The organism is Vibrio sp. 10N.261.55.F4 (genome assembly GCF_041470465.1).
Classification (GTDB): Bacteria; Pseudomonadota; Gammaproteobacteria; order Enterobacterales; family Vibrionaceae; genus Vibrio; species Vibrio crassostreae_C.
The window spans coordinates 141,056-162,186 of sequence record NZ_JBFRMM010000010.1 but is presented as its reverse complement, the minus strand read 5'-3'; the positions used below and the strand labels follow the sequence as shown (position 1 = coordinate 162,186).

At 47.5% G+C, this 21,131-nt stretch carries 1 protein-coding gene; it reads left to right on the top strand.

Translation table 11 applies throughout. The features are described 5' to 3' along the window. Nucleotides 1-117 precede the first annotated feature (117 nt). Nucleotides 118-21,063 carry a tandem-95 repeat protein gene (locus AB4249_RS06945; protein WP_372102646.1) on the top strand — a complete coding sequence of 6,982 codons (20,946 nt, stop codon included), beginning with the start codon at nt 118-120 and terminating at the stop codon, nt 21,061-21,063. Nucleotides 21,064-21,131: the final 68 nt, after the last annotated feature.

Genomic DNA, 21,131 nt, shown 5'->3' with positions numbered 1-21,131 from the left:
TTCTTTATGTATAAAAAGAAAAATATGAAAAATGTTGTATAAAAACTTGGTTTTTCAAAATGGTGTCCTTTAATGCCTCTAAATACGATCAGTTAGCTAGTAGCAACGGAGGCTGTAATGGCAGGCGAAAATAACCAAAACAACCAAAATGAAGATCTCAATGACGCGGTAGAACAAACGGACACGAACGACGCGGGTACGCCCTCCCAACAGCAGAATCAACAAAATCAACAAAATACGATTGCGTCGACAATAGCGACGGGTGCTGAAAACACGGATGCGGCCGACGAGGTTAATCAGGCTTTAGAAGACAATCCGAGTGGCGCAGGTAATGCTGAAGATGCGTCGGCTTCTGGTGCGGCTGTTCAAGAAGAGACGCCAGAAAGCGATGGAGATTCTGATGCAGCTCAATCCAATGTAGTCGGTGGTGCGGCTTCGGAAGCTGGCTCGGACAATGCTGCTGGCAGTGGTGGCGGAGCAGGTGCTGGCGCTCAAGCAGTAGGTGGCGATAACGCAGAGTCTGCGACAGGTGGAGCAGATGCTGAAGGTAATGAAGAACAAGGCCAAGCTGCACGTACCTCTGCAGCGTCGAGTTCTACATCTTCTGAATCGGGTGAGCAACAAGTCGGTGACGACCTCGATTCACAGACAGTCGAAGAGACATTTGCCGTTGATGTTCAAGCTTCAGATGAAGAGACCATCAGTGAAGTAGAGGATGACTTTGATTCTGAAACAGTAAGCGAAACGTTCAAAATCCAAGTAGAAAGTGAAAATGATGCGCCAGAAGCAGAACAAAATCTGGCTTACATCATGGATGAAGATGGCTCCATAACATTCACTCAAGAACAATTACTCGAATACGCAAGTGATGTAGATGGGGACGAACTGGTTGCATCTAACGTTCAAGTTGGTGCTGATGCAACAGTTCAAGACAATGGTGATGGTACTTTCACAGTAGTTCCTTCAGCTGACTTCAATGGTGAACTTGACCTTACTTTCGACATCAGTGATGGCCAAGAAACGATTAGCAGCGCAATTGATTTAACGGTACGTCCGATTAATGACGCGCCGGTTCCTGAAGATAAAACGTTTGAAATAGAGGAAGATGGCACACTCATCTTCACCGATGCAGACCTGTTAACAGGTGCTACAGATATTGAAGGTGACAACCTTACTGTTGAAGGCGTGACCTACGATGGTGGCGACGGTATTCTTACCGACAACGGCAACGGGACTTACACCTTTGCTCCGAATGAGAACTTCAATGGCGATGTAAACTTCGGCTTCGATGTCTCTGACGGAACCGATACGGTCTCTGCAAACATCGACGTAAGCGTAACTGCAGTTGATGATGCGCCAGTGTCTGGTGACCTAGCGTACTCAATCAATGAAGACGGTTCGATTCGCCTAAGCCAAGAGCAGTTGCTTGCTCAAGCCTCTGATGTGGAGGGCGATGATCTAACAGCAAGCGACTTAACCGTCGGCGGTGATGCAACCGTTACTCAAAACGATGACGGAAGCTTCACGATCACGCCAGATGAGAACTTCAACGGTGACATCGATATCAGCTTCGATATCTCAGATGGCACCAACACGGTTCAAGCTTCGGCTGACCTTACTGTTAATCCAGTTAATGACCTGCCAGTCCCTCAAGACCAACAGTTCAGCGTTGAAGAAGATGGCACGTTAATCTTCACCGATGCCGACCTATTAACAGGTGCAACGGACATTGAAGGCGACAACCTAACGGTTGAAGGTGTGACCTACGACGGTGGCGACGGTATTCTTACCGACAATGGTAATGGCACATACACCTTCGCACCGAATGAAAACTTCAATGGCGACGTAAACTTCGGTTTTGATGTGTCTGACGGCACCGATACGGTCTCTGCAAACATCGATGTGAGTGTTATAGCGGTTGATGATGCGCCAGTGTCTGGTGACTTAGCGTACTCAATCGATGAAGACGGTTCTATCCGTTTAAGCCAAGAGCAACTGTTATCACAAGCATCTGATGTTGAAGGCGATGACCTTACTGCTAGCGGCCTAACGGTTGGTGGTGATGCGACGGTTGTAGCTAACGATGATGGCAGTTTCACCATCACGCCAGATGAGAACTTCAATGGCGACATTGATATCAGCTTCGATATCTCTGATGGCACCAATACCGTTCAAGCATCGGCTGACCTAACGGTTAACCCAGTAAACGACCTACCAGTACCTCAAGATCAACAGTTCAGTATTGCAGAAGACGGTACTTTACAGTTCACAGACGCGGATCTTCTTACAGGCGCGACAGACGTTGAAGGTGATAACCTGACGGTTGAGGGCATCACTTATGAAGGCACTGATGGCGTACTGACTGACTTGGGTGAGGGATCATATAGCTTTGCTCCAAACGAAAACTTCAATGGTGATGTGAGCTTTAGCTTCGATGTGTCAGACGGTACCGATACCGTGTCTGCAAACATTGATGTTAGCGTGACTCCTGAGAACGATCCGCCTGTTGCGGGCTCAACGTCCTACACGGTGAATGAAGATAATTCGATTACCATTTCTGATGCACAACTATTGGCAACATCTTCAGATATTGAAGGTGATGTATCGATAGACAGCGTGACTTACTCTGGTAGCGACGGTGTCCTCGAAATCAATGGTAACGGCACTTACACCTTCTCGCCAAATGAGAACTTCAGCGGTGAAATTGCACTGGATGTGGTTGTTGCTGATGAAGATGGTGCGACCGACTCAACGACCGCGGGCATCAATGTTCTTGAAGTGAACGATCCGCCGGTTGCAGGCCCTACGTCTTACACCATTGATGAAGACTCAGTACTTACCTTCAGTGAGTCTCAAGTGTTGCTTAACGCCTCAGATGTAGAAGGGGATGTTGATCTTGTTGGTATTAGCTACGATGGCCCTGAGGGTATCTTCTCAGTAAATGGTGACGGCACTTGCAGCTTCGCTCCAAATGAGAACTTTAATGGCCAAGTTCAGCTTGATGTCACCATTCGTGATGAAGATGGTGCAGAAGTGGAAACCGTCATCAATGTTGACGTATTACCAATCAATGATGCGCCAGTGTCTGGTGATTTGGCTTACAACGTTAACGAAGATGGTTCAATCACACTGAGCCAAGATCAGCTGTTGTCTCAAGCGTCCGATGTAGAAGGCGAAGATCTAACCGCAAGTGACTTAACAGTTGGTGGTGATGCGACGGTTGTAGCTAACGATGACGGCAGTTTCACGATTACGCCAGATGAAAACTTCAACGGTGACATTGATATTCAATTCAACATCACTGACGGTACTGACACGGTTCAAGCAACCGCCGATCTTACTGTTAACCCAGTTAATGACTTGCCGGTTCCTCAAGACCAACAATTCAGTATCGCAGAAGACGGTACGCTTCAATTTACAGACGCCGACTTACTTACCGGTGCCACCGATATTGATGGCGACGACTTAACCGTTGAAGGTATTAGCTATACAGGTGGTGATGGCGTACTGACCGACCACGGTGATGGTACTTATACCTTTGCGCCAAATGAAAACTTCAATGGCGATGTGAACTTCAGTTTCGATGTGTCTGATGGCACAGAAACCGTTAGCGCTAACATTGATGTGAGTGTGACTCCTGAGAACGATCCGCCAGTTGCGGGTTCAACCTCATACATGGTCAATGAAGACAATGCCATCACAATTTCTGATGAACAGTTGCTAGCTAACTCTTCGGATATTGAAGGTGCGGTGTCGGTTGATACTGTGACTTACAGTGGCACTGATGGTGTGTTCCAAGATAACGGCGATGGCAGCTATACCTTCCTTCCTAATGAAAACTTCAGCGGTGATATCAGCCTTGATGTGATTGTTGCAGATGAAGAAGGTGCAATTGATGAAACCACAGCAGGTATTACCGTTCTTGAAGTGAACGATCCACCAGTTGCGGGTCCAACGTCATACACCATTGACGAAGATTCGGTTCTGACGTTCAGTGAATCTCAGATTCTTGTGAATGCTTCGGATGTCGAAGGCGATGTAGAGCTTGTTGGCATTAACTACGATGGCTCGGACGGTATCTTCACTGTAAATGGTGATGGTACATGCAGCTTTGCACCCAACGAAAACTTCAATGGTCAGGTTCAACTGGGTGTGACCATTCAAGATGAAGATGGCGCAACGGTTGAAACACACATTAACGTTGATGTATTGCCAATCAATGATGCGCCAGTATCGGGCGATTTGGCTTACACCATCAATGAAGATAGCTCCATCACGCTAAGCCAAGAGCAATTGCTAGCAAGAGCAGGTGATATCGATAGCGATAACTTAGAAGCTATCAATCTATCTACTGATGAAAATGCGACCATCCAACACAATGATGATGGCAGCTACACCATCACACCGAACGCAGATTACAACGGTGACCTAGATCTGAACTTCGATATCATCGATAACGATGGTGGTTCAGTTCAAGTTGGCCTAGACATTACCGTGAATCCGGTTAATGACTTGCCACAAGCGCAAGATCAACAGTTCACGATTGAAGAAGACGGTACGTTACTCTTCACCGATGCTGACCTGCTTGTAGGCGCGTCGGATGTTGATGGTGACGAGCTGTCGATTGAAAACGTGCTCTACACTGGTGCAGATGGTGTTCTTAGCGATAATGGCGACGGCACATATAGCTTTGCTCCAAACGAGAACTTCAATGGTGATGTTCAATTCTCATTCGATGTCTCTGACGGTACTGATTCAACATCAGCTGTTATTGATGTCAGCGTAACGCCTGAGAATGACCCACCAGTAGCGGGCTCAACATCGTACACAGTTCAAGAAGATGGCCAAATCACGATCAGTGATGAGCAATTATTGGCAAACTCTTCCGATGTAGAAGGTGATGTTTCACTGTCTGGAGTATCGTACTCCGGTGATGACGGCTCTTTTGTTGATAATGGCAATGGTACTTACACCTTTACGCCAAATGAAAACTTCGATGGTGATATTTCACTAGACGTTGTTGTCGTTGACGAAGACGGTGCAACCGCAACCACAACCGCTGGCATCGATGTTATCGCTGTGAATGACGGACCTGAAACTTCGGGCATTCAGGCTGAAGTCGATGAAGATAATTCAATCACCATTACTCAAGAGCAGTTACTCGCTAATGCGACCGATGTTGAAGGTGATGAGTTAACGGCATTTAACCTACAAACCAACGATCCAGATGCGACAATTGTTACTAATGACGATGGTTCATTCACTATTACGCACACAGAAAACTTCAATGGCGAGTTGGACTTCACATACAGCATCAGTGATGGTGAGAATGAAGTTCTGACGACACTCGACTTGACGGTTAACCCTGTCAACGATGCGCCAGAAGCGGGCGATGAAATCTTCATCCAAGCGCAAGAAGACCAAACAGTTGGTGTGACACTTCGTGAAGAACCAGCACTACGTTTAGACCAAGCGCCAGAAAACGGCATCATTGAAGCAAATGTGAATGACGAATGGGTGGTACTGGAAGTAGGACAAGAAGTTCCTGCAGATACCGAAGTGCGCTTTGTTCCAAGTGAAGATGCTCTTGCTGAAGGTACACACACCACACAAATCGGTACGTTTGACGATAACGCGAGTGTGGATGATTGGGGTACAGAAGTTGACCCTTATACGCGTGAGTTCTCAGATGGTGACTTAACGGTAACTGTTCAAAGTAACGATGACCCTCTTGGTGCCTGGAATGGCAACACCCACATTGGTCATGGTATCGGTGATACTGACCGCCAAGGCTTAAGTGGTGATGAGAAACTGACGGTTTCAGTTGAAGGTCAAGACATCAATGAAATCAGTTTCCACCTAGATGGTTTGGGTGGCTGGTTCATGGAAGAGTCTCGTCACTTTACAGAAGTAGAAATCAAAGCGTTCAATGAGGATGGCGACCTAATTGACTCGATGACTTACCACAAAGAAGACCGTGGTACTTTCGAGACAGATTACACGCTAACGGTTGATCAACCAGTGTCCTACTTTGAGCTTGGTACCGTGCAAGGTAATGGTACTTACGTCGTTCAAAACATGACAGTGTCACAAACTTGTCATGATGAAGCGGTGTTTACATCGATTGGTGTAGATGGTTCAGAGATTACTGAAACGGTTGAGTTGAATATCCATGCGGGTGACAACGAAATCGAGTTAACGGCTGATCTTCCGAATATTACTGTCGATACCGATGGTTCTGCCCAGTTTGCTTCGGTTGTGATTACCGAAGAGCAACTACTGGCGCAAGCATCTGATATTGATGGCGACGACCTTGATATTGAAAATCTAGAGCTAGTGGGTGAAAACTCAGAGCATGCAACACTCACCGATAATGGTGATGGCACTTGGACGGTAACACCGGATGAAAACTTCCATGGTGAAATCGAACTTGGTTACCAAGTTACCGATGGTGAGCTGACAGACAGCAATATCATCAATATCAATTTCGAATCAGTAAATGATGCGCCAATCGTTTCTGGCCCGATTGTTCTATCGACAGATGAAGATGAAGGTATCACGTTCAGTGCAGATGACTTGCTAGCGAACACCACAGATGTGGAAGGCGATACGCTGTCTATTTCTGACATCACTTACGGTGGTGATAACGGTGAGCTAGTTGATAACGGCGATGGTACGTTTACCTTCATGCCGAATGAAAACTTCAATGGTGAAATCGACATCGACTACAAGGTGTTTGATGGAACTGATGAAGTTGCAACGCATCTAGACCTAACGGTCGTACCAGTCAATGATGTGCCGGTTCCGGGTGAACCATTGCACACCCAAATGCTTGAAAACGGCTCCATGATCATCGAAGCGAAAGACCTATTGTCTGGTGCTACCGATGTTGATGGCGACATTCTTCATGTCGAAAACCTATTACTTGCAGACCAAACGCAAGGTACGTTAACGGATAACGGGGATAATACCTTTACCTTCGAACCTGCAGAAGACTTCTCTGGTGAAGTGAATCTGACTTTCGACATAAGTGATGGCCAAGCAAGTGCACCAAGCACTGCAAGAATTGACGTTGAAATTGTCAATGAAGGCCCTGAGGTGAGTGGTCCAATTGAAGCCACTGTTGATGAAGATGGTTCAATCACTATCACTCAAGAGGATCTGTTAGCGAATGCAACCGATGTAGATGGCGACAACCTTGAAGCCGTTAACTTAGCGACCAACGATCCAAATGCGGTTGTTGTAGAAAACCCAGACGGTAGCTTCACGATTACACCAAGTGCAGATTTCTTTGGTGAGATTGAATTTACTTACGATGTCACTGACGCAATCGAAACTGTTGCCGCTGACCTCAACCTAACCGTAAATCCAATCAATGATGCCCCAGACGTGCCTGACATGTCTTTCGCTACGGAAGATGGTCAAGCGATTACTATTACCGAAGCTGAATTACTGGCACAAGCGACAGACGTTGAAGGTGATGAACTGTCAGTTGTGAATGTAACGAGCGCAAGCGACACGGTAGAAGTCACAGACAATGGTGACGGAACATACACATTAACACCAGAGCAAGGCTTCTTCGGTAATGTTGACTTAGCGTTTGATGTGAGCGATGGCACTGATGTGGTTGCCGCAAACATCGACCTAAAAGTTGAGTTCGTCAACGATGCGCCAGAAGCGACACCGATGGTGGCAGATGTCGACGAAGATGGTTCAATCCTCGTTACACAAGAAATGCTGTTGGAGAACGCGAGCGACCAAGATGGCGATGAGCTATTTGCTTCTTCGCTTGAAACCAATGATCCGAACGCCAGCATTGTAGACAATGGTGATGGCACGTACACAGTGACACCTTCTGAAAACTTCAACGGTGATATTGCATTCACTTATGAGGTGAGCGATGGTGAGCTGAGCACGTCTAATGATATGACATTAACCGTGAATCCGGTGAATGACATTCCAATTGTTGCCCCAGGCATGTACCACATCGAAGAGGATGGCAGCATCCTGTTCACTCAAGAAGATCTGTTGAGTGGTGCGATTGATATTGATGGCGACGACCTAAGCGTTACTAGCATCAATTACTCTGGCGATGAAGGCACAGTCACCGACAATGGTGACGGCACGTTCAGCTTCGTTCCTGAAGAGCACTTCAGTGGTGATCTGCAGTTCAGCTTTACGGTAACAGACGGTACGGATGAAGTTGAACAAGACATTAATGTTCACATTGAAGCAGTTGCTGATGCGCCTGACTTAGTTATCACGGATGGTGATGGTGTTAACGTCGACGACCAGGCGATTTTGGTTGAGCCAGGCGGTATTGTTGAACTGAACATTGCTGCGGCACTTGTCGACCAAGACTTGTCTGAAACACTCACTGTTACAGTAGATGGTGTGCCAGAAGGTTCGGTTATTCAATACGATAACGAAGGCGTTCTGAATGACCAAGAGAACGGTATCACCAGTTACAACGACACTGAAATCACAGTAACGTTTGAAGGTGAGACGGCTGGCTACCAAAACGCTGCGGGTTACTACAAAGTAGACGAAGACGGCAACATCACAGGTGTTGAAGTTGTTTACGAAAACGCATCACAAGTTGGTGGTGGCGGCGACCTTGTTCCAGGGCAAGATCAATTCAGCTTCCAAGTCGAGGAAGGTGAGAGCTTTAACCTGTTCTTAATTCCAAACGGACATCAGCACAACGACTTTGATGCGATGCAAGACGGTCAGTACGAGTTCCGTGCTGAGGATGGTTCGCCTGCGAACATGGATACGGTTGATCCTCAACTTGTCTTTGTGGCTGCTGATGGAACCGAGACAGTGATTCAAGGTCAGAATGGTGACGCGATCTTCCATGGTGGTTCAAGCTCTCAGCTAAACCAAGATGGTATCGAACATACTCGTACTACGGTTAATGAAGACGGCGAGCTGGTTTACGGATTTGAAGATTTGTATGGCGGCGGAGATGCTGACTATTCTGACTTCAACTTCACAATCGATGTCGGTGAAGTGAACAGCCAAATCTACAGCGGTGAAGTAACGGTTGGCCCTGATGGTACGGTGAACTTACCAACAACGGCTATCGAAAATGCGTTACAAATCCAGTTACCAGAAGACTTCAATGAGCAGCTTGAAGTTCATGTAACCGCAACTGCGACAGAGTTATCGAATGATGATTCTGAAACGGTATCTCAAACCATCTACATTAACGCGACAGGCGCGCACATTGAGCACGCTCCTGAAGCACTTCCGGTTTCTGCAACGGTTGAAGAAGATGGTTCAATCATCATTACGCAAGAAGACTTATTGGCTAATGCGCGTGATTTAGATGGCGATCAGTTGACGGCTCTGAATTTAGCAACCGATGATGAGAGCGTTACGATTACCGATAACGGTGATGGTACGTACACATTAACGCCAGATGCTGATTTCAATGGCGATGTGAGCTTTACGTTTGATGTGTCTGATGGTGATGATGTTGTCTCTACCAACCTTGAGTTAACAGTTTCACCAGTAAATGACGGTCCAGAAGCACAAGACCACGCATTCACAGTCGGCGAAGATGGCGTGTTAACGTTCAATGACCAAGACCTATTAACAGGTGCAACGGACATTGAAGGGGACGACCTAAGTGTTGAAGGTGTAACTTACACTGGCGCAGATGGTGTCCTAACCGATAATGGCGATGGCACCTACAGTTTCGCGCCGAATGAAAACTTCAATGGCGATGTGAACTTCTCGTTCAATGTATCAGATGGAACCGATACGGTAACCGCTAACATTGATGTGAGCGTGACGCCAGAGAATGATCCTCCGGTTGCGGGTAGCACGTCTTACACGGTTCATGAAGACAACTCTATTACGATCAGTAACGAACAATTGCTAGCGAACTCTTCGGATATCGAAGGCGAAGTCGCAATTGATAACGTGACTTACAGTGGTAGCGACGGTGTTCTGGAAATCAACGGTGACGGCACATATACCTTCTCTCCAAACGAGAACTTCAATGGCGAAGTTAGCCTAGATGTTGTCGTGACGGATGAAGATGGCGCGACTGAAGCAACAACGGCGGGTATTACAGTCCTTGAGGTGAACGATCCGCCAGTTGCTGGCCCAACGTCATACACCATCGATGAAGATTCAGTACTGACTTTCAATGAGTCTCAAGTTCTGTTGAATGCTTCTGATATTGAAGGTGATGTTGAGCTTGTTGAGATCAACTACGACGGTCCAGACGGTATCTTCTCTATCAATGGTGACGGTACATGTAGCTTCGCTCCGAATGAAAACTTCAACGGCCAAGTGCAGTTGGATGTGACCATTCAAGATGAAGACGGCGCTCAAGTTGATACGTTTATTACGGTTGATGTATTACCAATCAACGACGTACCAGTATCAGGCGACCTTGCATACAGTGTTGAGGAAGACGGTTCGATTACCTTGAGCCAAGAGCAACTTCTTTCGCAAGCGAGTGATGTAGATGGCGACGACCTTACTGCTTCTAACTTGATTGTTGATGGAGACGCGACGGTTGTTGCTAACGATGACGGCAGCTTTACCGTTACGCCAGATGCGAACTTCAATGGTGACATTGACCTAACGTTCGACATTAGCGATGGTACAGATACGCTGGTTGCGACGGCTGACCTAACCGTTAACCCAGTCAATGACCTTCCACAACCACAAGATCAAACGTTCAGCATCGGCGAAGACGGCATCTTGAACTTCACTGATGAAGACTTGCTGACAGGTGCGACTGACATTGATGGGGATGACCTGTCGGTTGAAGGCGTTACTTACACAGGTGCGGATGGTGTTCTTACTGATAATGGCGATGGAAGCTACAGCTTTGCGCCAAACGAGAACTTCAATGGTGATGTGAACTTCAGTTTTGATGTGTCAGATGGCACGGATACAGTTCAAGCCAACATTGATGTCAGCGTGACACCAGAGAACGATCCACCAATCGCGGGTAGCACGTCTTACACCGTTCATGAAGACAACTCCATTACTATCAGCGACGAACAGTTGCTTGCTAACTCTTCGGACATTGAAGGTGATGTGGCAGTCGATAGCGTGACTTACACTGGCGTTGACGGTGTCTTTGAAGACAACGGTGACGGTACTTACACCTTCTCACCAAACGATAACTTCAACGGCGAAGTTAGCCTCGATGTTGTCGTAACTGATGAAGAGGGTGTAACTGAATCGACCACCGCGGGTATTACTGTACTTGAGGTGAATGATCCGCCAATCGCAGGCTCAACGAGCTACTCAGTCAACGAGGACGAAGTTATCACCATCAGTTCAGAGCAACTGTTGGCGAACGCTTCTGATATCGAAGGTGAAGTGGCGATTGATAGCGTTAACTACACAGGTTCAGACGGTATCTTTACCGACAATGGTGACGGCACATTTAGCTTCGCACCTAACGCTAACTTCGATGGCGACGTAAGCCTTGATGTTGTCGTTACTGATGAAGAAGGCGCAACCGTAGCGACCAACGCAAGCATTGATGTTCTGCCTGTTAACGATGCTCCGGTATCGGGCGACTTGGCGTACAGCGTGGACGAAGATGGCTCAATTACCTTGAGCCAAGAGCAATTACTTGCTCAAGCGAGTGATGTGGATGGCGATGACTTAACAGCGGCTAACCTGACCGTTGGTGGTGATGCGACAGTTACAGCAAATGATGATGGTAGTTTCACTATCACGCCAGATGCTAACTTCAATGGCGACATTGATTTGAACTTCGACATTACCGATGGTGATGCGACGCTTCAAGCAACGGCTGACCTAACGGTTAACCCAGTTAATGACTTGCCAACAGTCGGTGAGCCACAATTTGTGACTCAAGAAGACACCAGCTTTACTTTCACTGAAGAACAATTGCTGCAAAATGCGGGCGACATTGATGGCGATAACCTATCGGTTGAAAATGTGGCTTCAGATAGCGGTACTTTGGTTGATAACGGTGACGGCACTTACACATTTGCTCCGAATGAAAACTTCGACGGCAATGTGAATGTGACGTTCGACGTGAATGACGGTACCGCGACAGTACCAGCGGAAGCGACGATTGATGTTCAATCTGTGGTTGATATGCCAGAGCTGTCGATTGCTTCTGACCTAGTGATTGCTTCAGACAACTTCGAGTCTGGCTCAAACGGCTGGAATACAGGCACTGAAAGCTCACAAGGCTTCGAATCTGGTGACATGCTAGGTCGTATTGGTGGCACTGGTGGCGAGGAGGCCGTTAGCAAAACTTACGATATTCCAAGTGATGTGAGCGAAGTTAATATCTCGTTCAACTTCTACGAAATTGATTCTTGGGATGGTGAGTCGTTCCAAATCTTTGTCGGTGGCGAAGAGCTTACCTCGTTAGATAACTCTGCGTTCCGTACCGAAGATGGCACGACAACGTTGTACGATTCAGAGGGCAATGAAGTCGGTGAAGTTGTCCATAGCGTATCTCAAGGTGAAGGTTTCAGTAGTTGGAACGACCAAGCACACCAAATCAATTTAACGGTACCCGTTGAAGACGGCCTGCTTGAATTAGGCTTTGGTTCAACATTGAATCAAGAGGTTAGTGACGAGTCGTTTGGTATCGATAACATCGAAATCACAGTATCTGACGCGGACTACCAAATCATTGGTACCGAAGATACGCCTGTACCACTTGATATTAATGCCGCTCTAACCGATACCGATGGCTCAGAAAACCTTGCTATCTTGATTGAAGACGTGCCAGAAGGCAGCTCGCTTTCTGCAGGTACCGATAACGGTGATGGCACTTGGTCATTGCAACCAGGCGAGCTAGAAGGGCTAGAGTTTATCCCTTCAGGTGACTTCAATGGTGATGTGGTTCTAACTGTGAATGCAACATCAACAGATGTTGATACCGGTACAACCGCAACAGCTACGCAAGACGTGACGATTCACATCTCACCTGCGAACGATGCTCCAGAAGTTGACGGTGATATTAGTGCCGTTACAGCCGAAGATAACAGCATCACGCTAACTCAAGAGCAGTTGCTAGAGCACGCTGTCGACATTGATGGTGATGACCTATCAGCAATCAACCTAACCACCAATGATGAAAATGCGACCGTTCAAATGAACGACGATGGCAGTTTCACCATTACACCGAGTGAAAACTTCAACGGTAATATCGAATTTAGTTACGATGTCACCGATGGAGAGGACATGGTCGCTGCTGGCCTAGACTTGACGGTAACACCTGTCAATGATGCGCCAGAGCCACAAGACCAAGCATTCACTATTGGTGAAGATGGGGTTCTTAACTTCACTGACGCTGACCTGTTAACGGGTGCGACGGATGTTGAAGGTGATGACCTAACAGTCGAAGGTGTGACATACACTGGTGCTGATGGTGTGCTTACCGACAATGGTGACGGAAGCTACAGCTTTGCGCCAAACGAGAACTTCAATGGTGATGTGAACTTCAGCTTTGATGTGTCAGATGGCACGGATACGGTTCAAGCCAACATTGATGTGAGCGTGACGCCTGAGAACGATCCACCAGTGGCGGGTAGCACGTCTTACACTGTGCATGAAGACAACTCAATCACGATCAGTAACGAACAGCTATTAGCCAACTCTTCAGATATTGAAGGTGAGGTTGCGATTGATAGCGTGACTTACACTGGCAGTGACGGTGTGTTCGAAGACAACGGTGACGGCACTTACACCTTCTCGCCAAACGAGAACTTCAATGGTGATGTGAGCTTAGCGGTTGTTGTTACCGATGAAGAAGGGGCAACAGAAGCGACCACCGCGGGAATCACCGTACTTGAGGTGAACGATCCGCCAATCGCAGGCTCAACCAGCTACTCAGTCAACGAAGATGAAGTTATCACCATCAGTGCAGAGCAACTGTTGGCGAACTCTTCTGATATTGAAGGTGAAGTGGCGATTGATAGTGTTACTTACACAGGCGCTGACGGTATCTTTACTGACAACGGCAACGGCACATTCAGCTTTGCACCGAACGCAAACTTCGATGGCGATGTTAGCCTCGATGTAGTGGTGACAGATGAAGACGGTGCGACAGTAGCCACCAGCGCAAGTATTGATGTTCTTCCAATTAATGATCCACCAGTATCGGGTGACTTGGCATACAGCATTGATGAAGATGGTTCGATTACTCTGACTCAAGAGCAGTTGCTGTCTCAAGCATCTGATGTGGATGGCGATGATCTGACCGCAAGCAACTTAAGCGCAGGCGATAATGCAACCGTTGTTGATAATGGCGATGGCACCTTTACGGTAACGCCAGATGCGAACTTCAATGGCGATATCGACCTAAGCTTTGATATTTCGGACGGCACCGAGTCGATTGTGGCGAACGCCGATCTGACGGTAAACCCAGTCAACGACTTGCCAACGACATCTGATGTTTATGCGAACGTTGATGAAGATAATGTCATCACTATCACGCAGGAGCAGTTACTTGCGAATGCCGCTGATATTGAGGGCGATGACCTTGTCGCTTCCGACTTAACCTTAGTGGGCGACGATGCAACGATTGTCGACAATGGCGATGGCACGTTCTCAATCACTCCAAGCGAAAACTTCAATGGCTACATCGATGTTGCCTACAGCATCAGCGATGGCGACACACCAATTGCCGCTAACTTAGGCTTAACCGTTGACCCAGTTAACGACGCGCCAATTGTTTCTGCTGATGTGGCGATAACCATTGAAGAAGACGGTTCATACACCATTACTCAAGAAGAGCTCCTACAATTCGCGACTGACATCGAAGACGATGACATGACCGCAATTATCGGAGAGCAGGGCGATGAAACAACCGTAACCGGTACAGTGTTGGATGCTGAAACTGGCAATCCAATCGCAGGTGCGGATGTTACGCTAACCGACAACGCAGGTCATTCTTACACAGCGGTGACCGATCAATCTGGTAACTACTCTGTGAGCGGTCCAGTTGTTGACCAAGGTACCGTTACGATTGAACAAGAAGGCTCAATTACTAGCAGCTTCCTAGTTCCAGCAGGCGAAGATACCAATGGTGGCGTGACTGCAATATCTGAAGTCCTTGAAGAAACAGATATGCGTATCGTGGTCACATGGGGTGACAGTCCACGTGATATGGACAACCACCTATGGCTCTACGATACAGAGAATGGCAGTGAGCTAGACCATATTTACTATCGCGACATGAGCCATGATTTGGGTGAAGGTAATGTCGTTCAGCAAGATGTAGATGACACGAATGGCGGTGGTCCTGAAACCATCACTATTCCAAATTATCAAGATGCTGACATGCACTATTCAGTACACAACTACACCAGCAGAAGTTGGGATGTAGATGGTGTTGAAGATGTACAGGTTCAGGTATTTGTTGGCGATACATTGGTTGAAACCTTTAGCCCTGATTTATCTGAAAGCCCATCGGGTGACCACTGGCATGTATTTGATATCGTGAACGGCGTTATTGTTCCAAGCCAAGATGTAGGCAGCGAGAATGCGTTTGATTTACCAACGGCAGAAGAAGCGCTCGCGAATGAAAACGGCATTGATATCTCTGAATTGCTAACCGGCGATGAAGGTGATGACTCTGGTGATACGGGCGGAAACGAACCAAGTGTTGGAGATGTTTCAATTGAGAACGCTCTTATCACTGACAATGGTGACGGTACTTACACCATTACACCGGAAGAGAACTTCAACGGTGAATTCTCGATTAGCTACAACGTAGACGATGGTAATGGTGGGGTTACTCCAGCGGAACTAGACGTGACCGTAACAGCAGTTAACGACCTGTCTGTAATCTACGACCACGACTACACCATTAATGAAGATGGCTCGCTAACCTTTACCGATGAACAGCTATTGGCTGGTGCAACGGATATTGACGGCGATGACCTTTCTGTCGAGTCGGTTAACTACGAAGGTACAGACGGTGTGTTCACGGATAACGGCGACGGTACTTATACCTTTGCTCCAAACGAGAACTTCAATGGTAATGTCGACCTAACTTACGATGTGAGTGATGGTACAGATGTTGTATCGGCGAATATTGATGTTCAAGTGGTTCCAATCAACGACGTACCGGTAGCGGGTTCTACGACTTACAGTGTTGAAGAAGACGGCAGTATCACCCTAAGCGATGCACAACTTCTAGCGAATAGCTCGGATGTTGAAGGGGAAGTGTTTGTCAGCGATGTAAGCTACAGCGGCACTGATGGTGTATTCACTGATAATGGTGATGGTACTTACACCTTTGCTCCAAACGAAAACTTTAACGGTGACATCAGTCTTGATGTCTCTGTTATGGATGAAGATGGCGCAACCGCTGAAACAACCGCAGGTATCGACGTCATTGCCGTTAATGACTTGCCAGTTGCAGGTTCAACGACCTACAGCGTTGACGAAGATAACGTGATTACCATCTCTGAAGCACAGCTTCTTGCGAACAGCTCAGACATTGAAGGTGATGTATCCGTTAGCGACGTTTCCTACTCAGGCGCAGACGGTATCTTTACTGACAATGGTGATGGTACTTACAGCTTCGCACCAAATGAAAACTTCAACGGCAATGTCAGCCTAGATGTCACCGTTGCTGATGAAGAGGGTGCAACGGCTGAAACCACTGCGGGTATTGAAGTTATCGCGGTTAACGACGCGCCAGTGTCAGGTGACTTGGCTTACTCAGTGGATGAAGATGGTTCAATCACACTAAGCCAAGAGCAGCTGCTTGCTCAAGCATCGGATGTGGACGGCGATGATCTTACCGCTGCCAACCTAACCGCCGGTGATAACGCGACCGTTACGGCAAACGATGATGGTTCATTTACCATTACCCCGGATGCTGACTTTAATGGCGATATTGACCTAAGCTTCGACCTTTCTGATGGTACTGAAACGGTTGTTGCAACGGCTGACCTTACTGTGAATCCAGTGAATGACATCGCAGTTGTAGAAGATGTCGCTTACACCATTGAAGAAGACGGTTCGCTTACCTTTACGGACGAGCAACTGCTAGCAGGTGCTTCTGATATTGATGGTGATGAGCTTTCAGTTGCCGACGTGTCTTACACTGGCGCAGAGGGTGTGTTTACCGACAATGGCGATGGAACCTACACCTTTGCACCGAACGAGAACTTCAACGGTGACGTAAGCCTAGACTTCTCAGTATCTGACGGTACAGAGACGGTCGATGCTAACATCGACGTAACGGTAACAGACGTTAACGATGCACCAGTGGCAGGCGCAACGTCTTACCAAATGAACGAAGATGGCACCATCACATTGAGCCCTGAGCAGTTGATTGCTAATAGCTCCGATGTGGACGGTGAAGTGTCGCTTGATAGCGTGAGCTACTCAGGTGCAGACGGTATCTTGGTTCAAAATGAAGATGGGTCGGTAACGTTCGCACCAAACGAAAACTTTAACGGCGACATCAACCTTGATGTGACGGTTATTGATGACGACGGTGCAACGGCTCAGACTACCGCTGGTATTGAAGTTATTGCAGTTAACGACGCACCAGTGGCCGGAAACGTGGCTTACTCGGTTGATGAAGACGGTTCAATTACGCTATCTCAAGAGCAGTTGCTGGCTAACGCATCCGATGTTGATGGTGATGCACTAACCGCAAGCAACCTATCTGCAGGTGACAATGCGACCGTAACAGCGAACGAAGATGGTTCATTTACTATCACTCCGGATGCTGATTTCAACGGTGACATTGATTTGAGCTTCGATGTGTCAGATGGCCTTGAAACTGTTCAAGCTGGAGTCGACCTAACGGTTAACCCAGTCAATGACCTACCAACAGCAGAAGACCAAAACTTTACCGTTGAGGAAGATGGAACGCTAATCTTCACTGACGCTGACCTATTAGCAGGTGCTGCGGATATTGATGGTGATGACCTTTCTATCACGGATGTGTCTTACACGGGCGCAGAAGGTGTGTTCACTGACAATGGCGATGGCACTTACACCTTTGCACCGAACGAGAACTTCAATGGCGATGTCAACCTTGGCTTCACAGTGACTGATGGCACTGAGACAGTCGATGCTAATATTGGTGTTACGGTAACGGATGTTAACGATGCGCCGGTAGCGGGTTCTACGTCTTACCAAATGAACGAAGATGGCACCATTACAATCAGCCCTGAGCAGTTAATTGCTAATAGCTCTGACGTTGATGGTGAAGTGTCGCTTGAAAGTGTGACTTACACAGGCTCTGACGGCACCTTGGTTCAAAACGATAACGGGTCTGTGACCTTCACGCCAAACGAGAACTTTAATGGTGATATCAGCCTAGATGTGGTCGTGACCGATGATGACGGTGCGACTGCTACAACAACTGCAGGCATCGAAGTTCTGGCCGTGAACGATGGACCTGAGTCGGAGGATGTGAAACTAACCACAGCCGAAGACAGCACCATTCTTATCACACAAGACATGTTGTTAGCTCAAGCTACCGACATCGATAACACCGCAGACGAGCTGTCGGCTTCTGGTCTACAAATCGACCCTAGCTTGGGTGAGTTGCTAGATAACGAAGATGGTACTTGGTCATTTACACCAAACGAAAACTTCAATGGCGATGTGCCAATGACGTTTAACGTTAGCGATGGCCAAGAGACAATTTCAGTCGACGGCAACATCGATGTTACGCCAGTGAATGATGCACCTGAAGCGCCAACCATTGAGATGCAAGGCGAAGAAGATGTGGTCATGGTGATTGACCCTGCTTACATCGCGGGTCAAGTGACAGACCTTGATGGCGACGAGATCAGCATTGAGAGCATCACAGTACGAGCACCAGCGAATGCGACCTTAACTCAGCAACCAGACGGCATGTATCACTTAGTGACTACTCAAGACTTTAATGGCTTAGTAGAACTCGGTTATCAAGCTACTGACGGTGAAGAAGTGGTTGATGGCTCGCTGAATGTGGATGTCATTCCGGTTAACGACGCACCATTCAATGTCGGCAACGCAATGATGACCACAGACGAAGATGGCGCGTTCACCTTCGATGCTGGCGACTTGATGAACTTGTTCGGTGACATTGATACCGCAGACCTTGTTGTTTCTCGCATTATCACCGCAGACGGTGAAGATGGCGGAGAAGTTACAGACAACGGTGATGGTACTTGGACATTCACACCAACAGGCGACTTTGCGGGTGTTTCTGACCTACAAGTTGTCGTGAGTGACGGTGAGTTCGAAACGGTTCTCGATGTTCCTGTGTACGTACGTCCTGTCGCAGATGGCGCGGTTATTTCAACTGACCATGACGGTCCATTAGTCTTCGGCGAAGATGAAACGGGTCACTTGGGACTGAACGTTGGCCTAGTCGATGACTCAGAGACACTGAGTAACTTGGTGATGACAGGTTTCCCTGTTGGATTTGAGGTAACAGATGGTGTGAATACCGTGATGATCACCGAGCCGGGTCAATACATCGACCTGTTCGATTGGGATATCTCAAACATTCAAATGACGCCTCCTGAAGACTTCCATGGTGAGTTCTTCGTAACGGTTAGCGCAACAACGGTTGATTACGGAGATGAGCCGGAAGCGTTTGAAGATGGCATCGATTCTGGTGATTTCGAAACCGTAGCGGGTGATTCCATCATCCTAACGGCGGACGACCTAATCGGTTTGGCTGAGAATGTGGATGCTGACAGTGATGATGAAGTGAAACTGGTTCATCTTGCCGACCGCAGCCAAGGTGAGATTGTCGATAATGGCGATGGCACTTGGACCTTCACACCAGCACCAGGCTTCACTGGCGAAGCAGATATAGCTTACGTGGTTGATAAAGATGGCGTGCTTCATGATGAGCAAACTGGCGTGGTCGTGAAAGAAGGCGACTCGCAAGAGAATGCAGCACCAGAAGTTAACAGCATCACAACGACGGAGATCGCAGCGGATGCCACCTTGTCGTTCACTGATGAAGACATGTTAGCGAATCTGAGCGATGCAGAAGGCGACAGCTTGAGCATTGAGTCAGTAAGCTTGATGGAAGGTCAGGGCGTAATTGAGAGCGATAACCAAGGTAACTATCAATTCACTCCTGCTGAAGACTACACCGGCGATGTTCAAGTTGGGTTTATAGCGACCGATGGCGAAAATCGCATCGAAAGCTTCTTCAATGTGGATATCCAAAGTGGCGATGAAGCAGCGGCGAGCGAAGGTTATACCTTAGCTGATGATGGTTCACTAACTATCACGGATGCACAGCTGGTGGATGAGTTGGGCGTGAGTGATTCTGCACAGGTTGTTGATGTTGCAGACGCGAACGATGCTGGCTTCTTTGCTCAATCTGGTGAAGGTGAGTGGACTTACTGGCCGAACGAAGACTTCGATGGTAATTTAGCGATGAATGTTGAAGTTAACGACGGCGGTGAAGTATCAAGTCACAGCTTAAGCATCCAAGTTGAAGATGATTCAGTACAAAGTGATGAACCACAAGTCCAAGCTGCTCAAGCAACAGAAGAGCAACAAGTGGAAGTGGCTCAACAAGCTGATGACCAAGCTCAAGATGCTGAAACTGAAGACAGCGCAGCAGATGTAACTGCGGCGCCGGGCGATACTATCTCTATCTCGATTCCAGATGAGGTGAGTGGTAACGAATCGGTTGATTACGCTGATATGTCTGGCTTACCTGAGGGCGCTACTGTAAGTAACGCACTGGATAACGGTGATGGTAGCTTCACAATCAGTGGCAACTTAGAGCAGCCTGTATCTGTTGAACTTCCAGAAGGTTACGAAGGTACTAGCGAGATCCAATTCCAAGGTTACGACGAATTGGGTAGCTCAATAGACGGTGCTAGCGGTTCTGTTGAAGTTGAGGTCGATGATCAATACACCATGCAAGGTTCTACGCAAGAACAGCAACCGGACATGGCGGGTATGGAATCTGGTGGCAGCGACTGGACAAGTTCAGGTGGTCAAGACCAAGGTGTTGACTTCACGGACGACTCTGGAAGCTTCGATTCAGATTCTCAAACTGGAACTGATCAAGGCAACGACTTCGACCAAAGCTCGATTTAATCGAGAGAGCTTAGTTTTAGTCTAAACCGACATTTAGTCTAAGCCAACAAGGAGATAGGGCAGCGTAA

Excerpts from the sequence above, each read along its gene's own strand:
- AB4249_RS06945 (WP_372102646.1), top strand. The coding sequence starts at position 118 with ATGGCAGGCGAAAATAACCAAAACAACCAAAATGAAGATCTCAATGAC.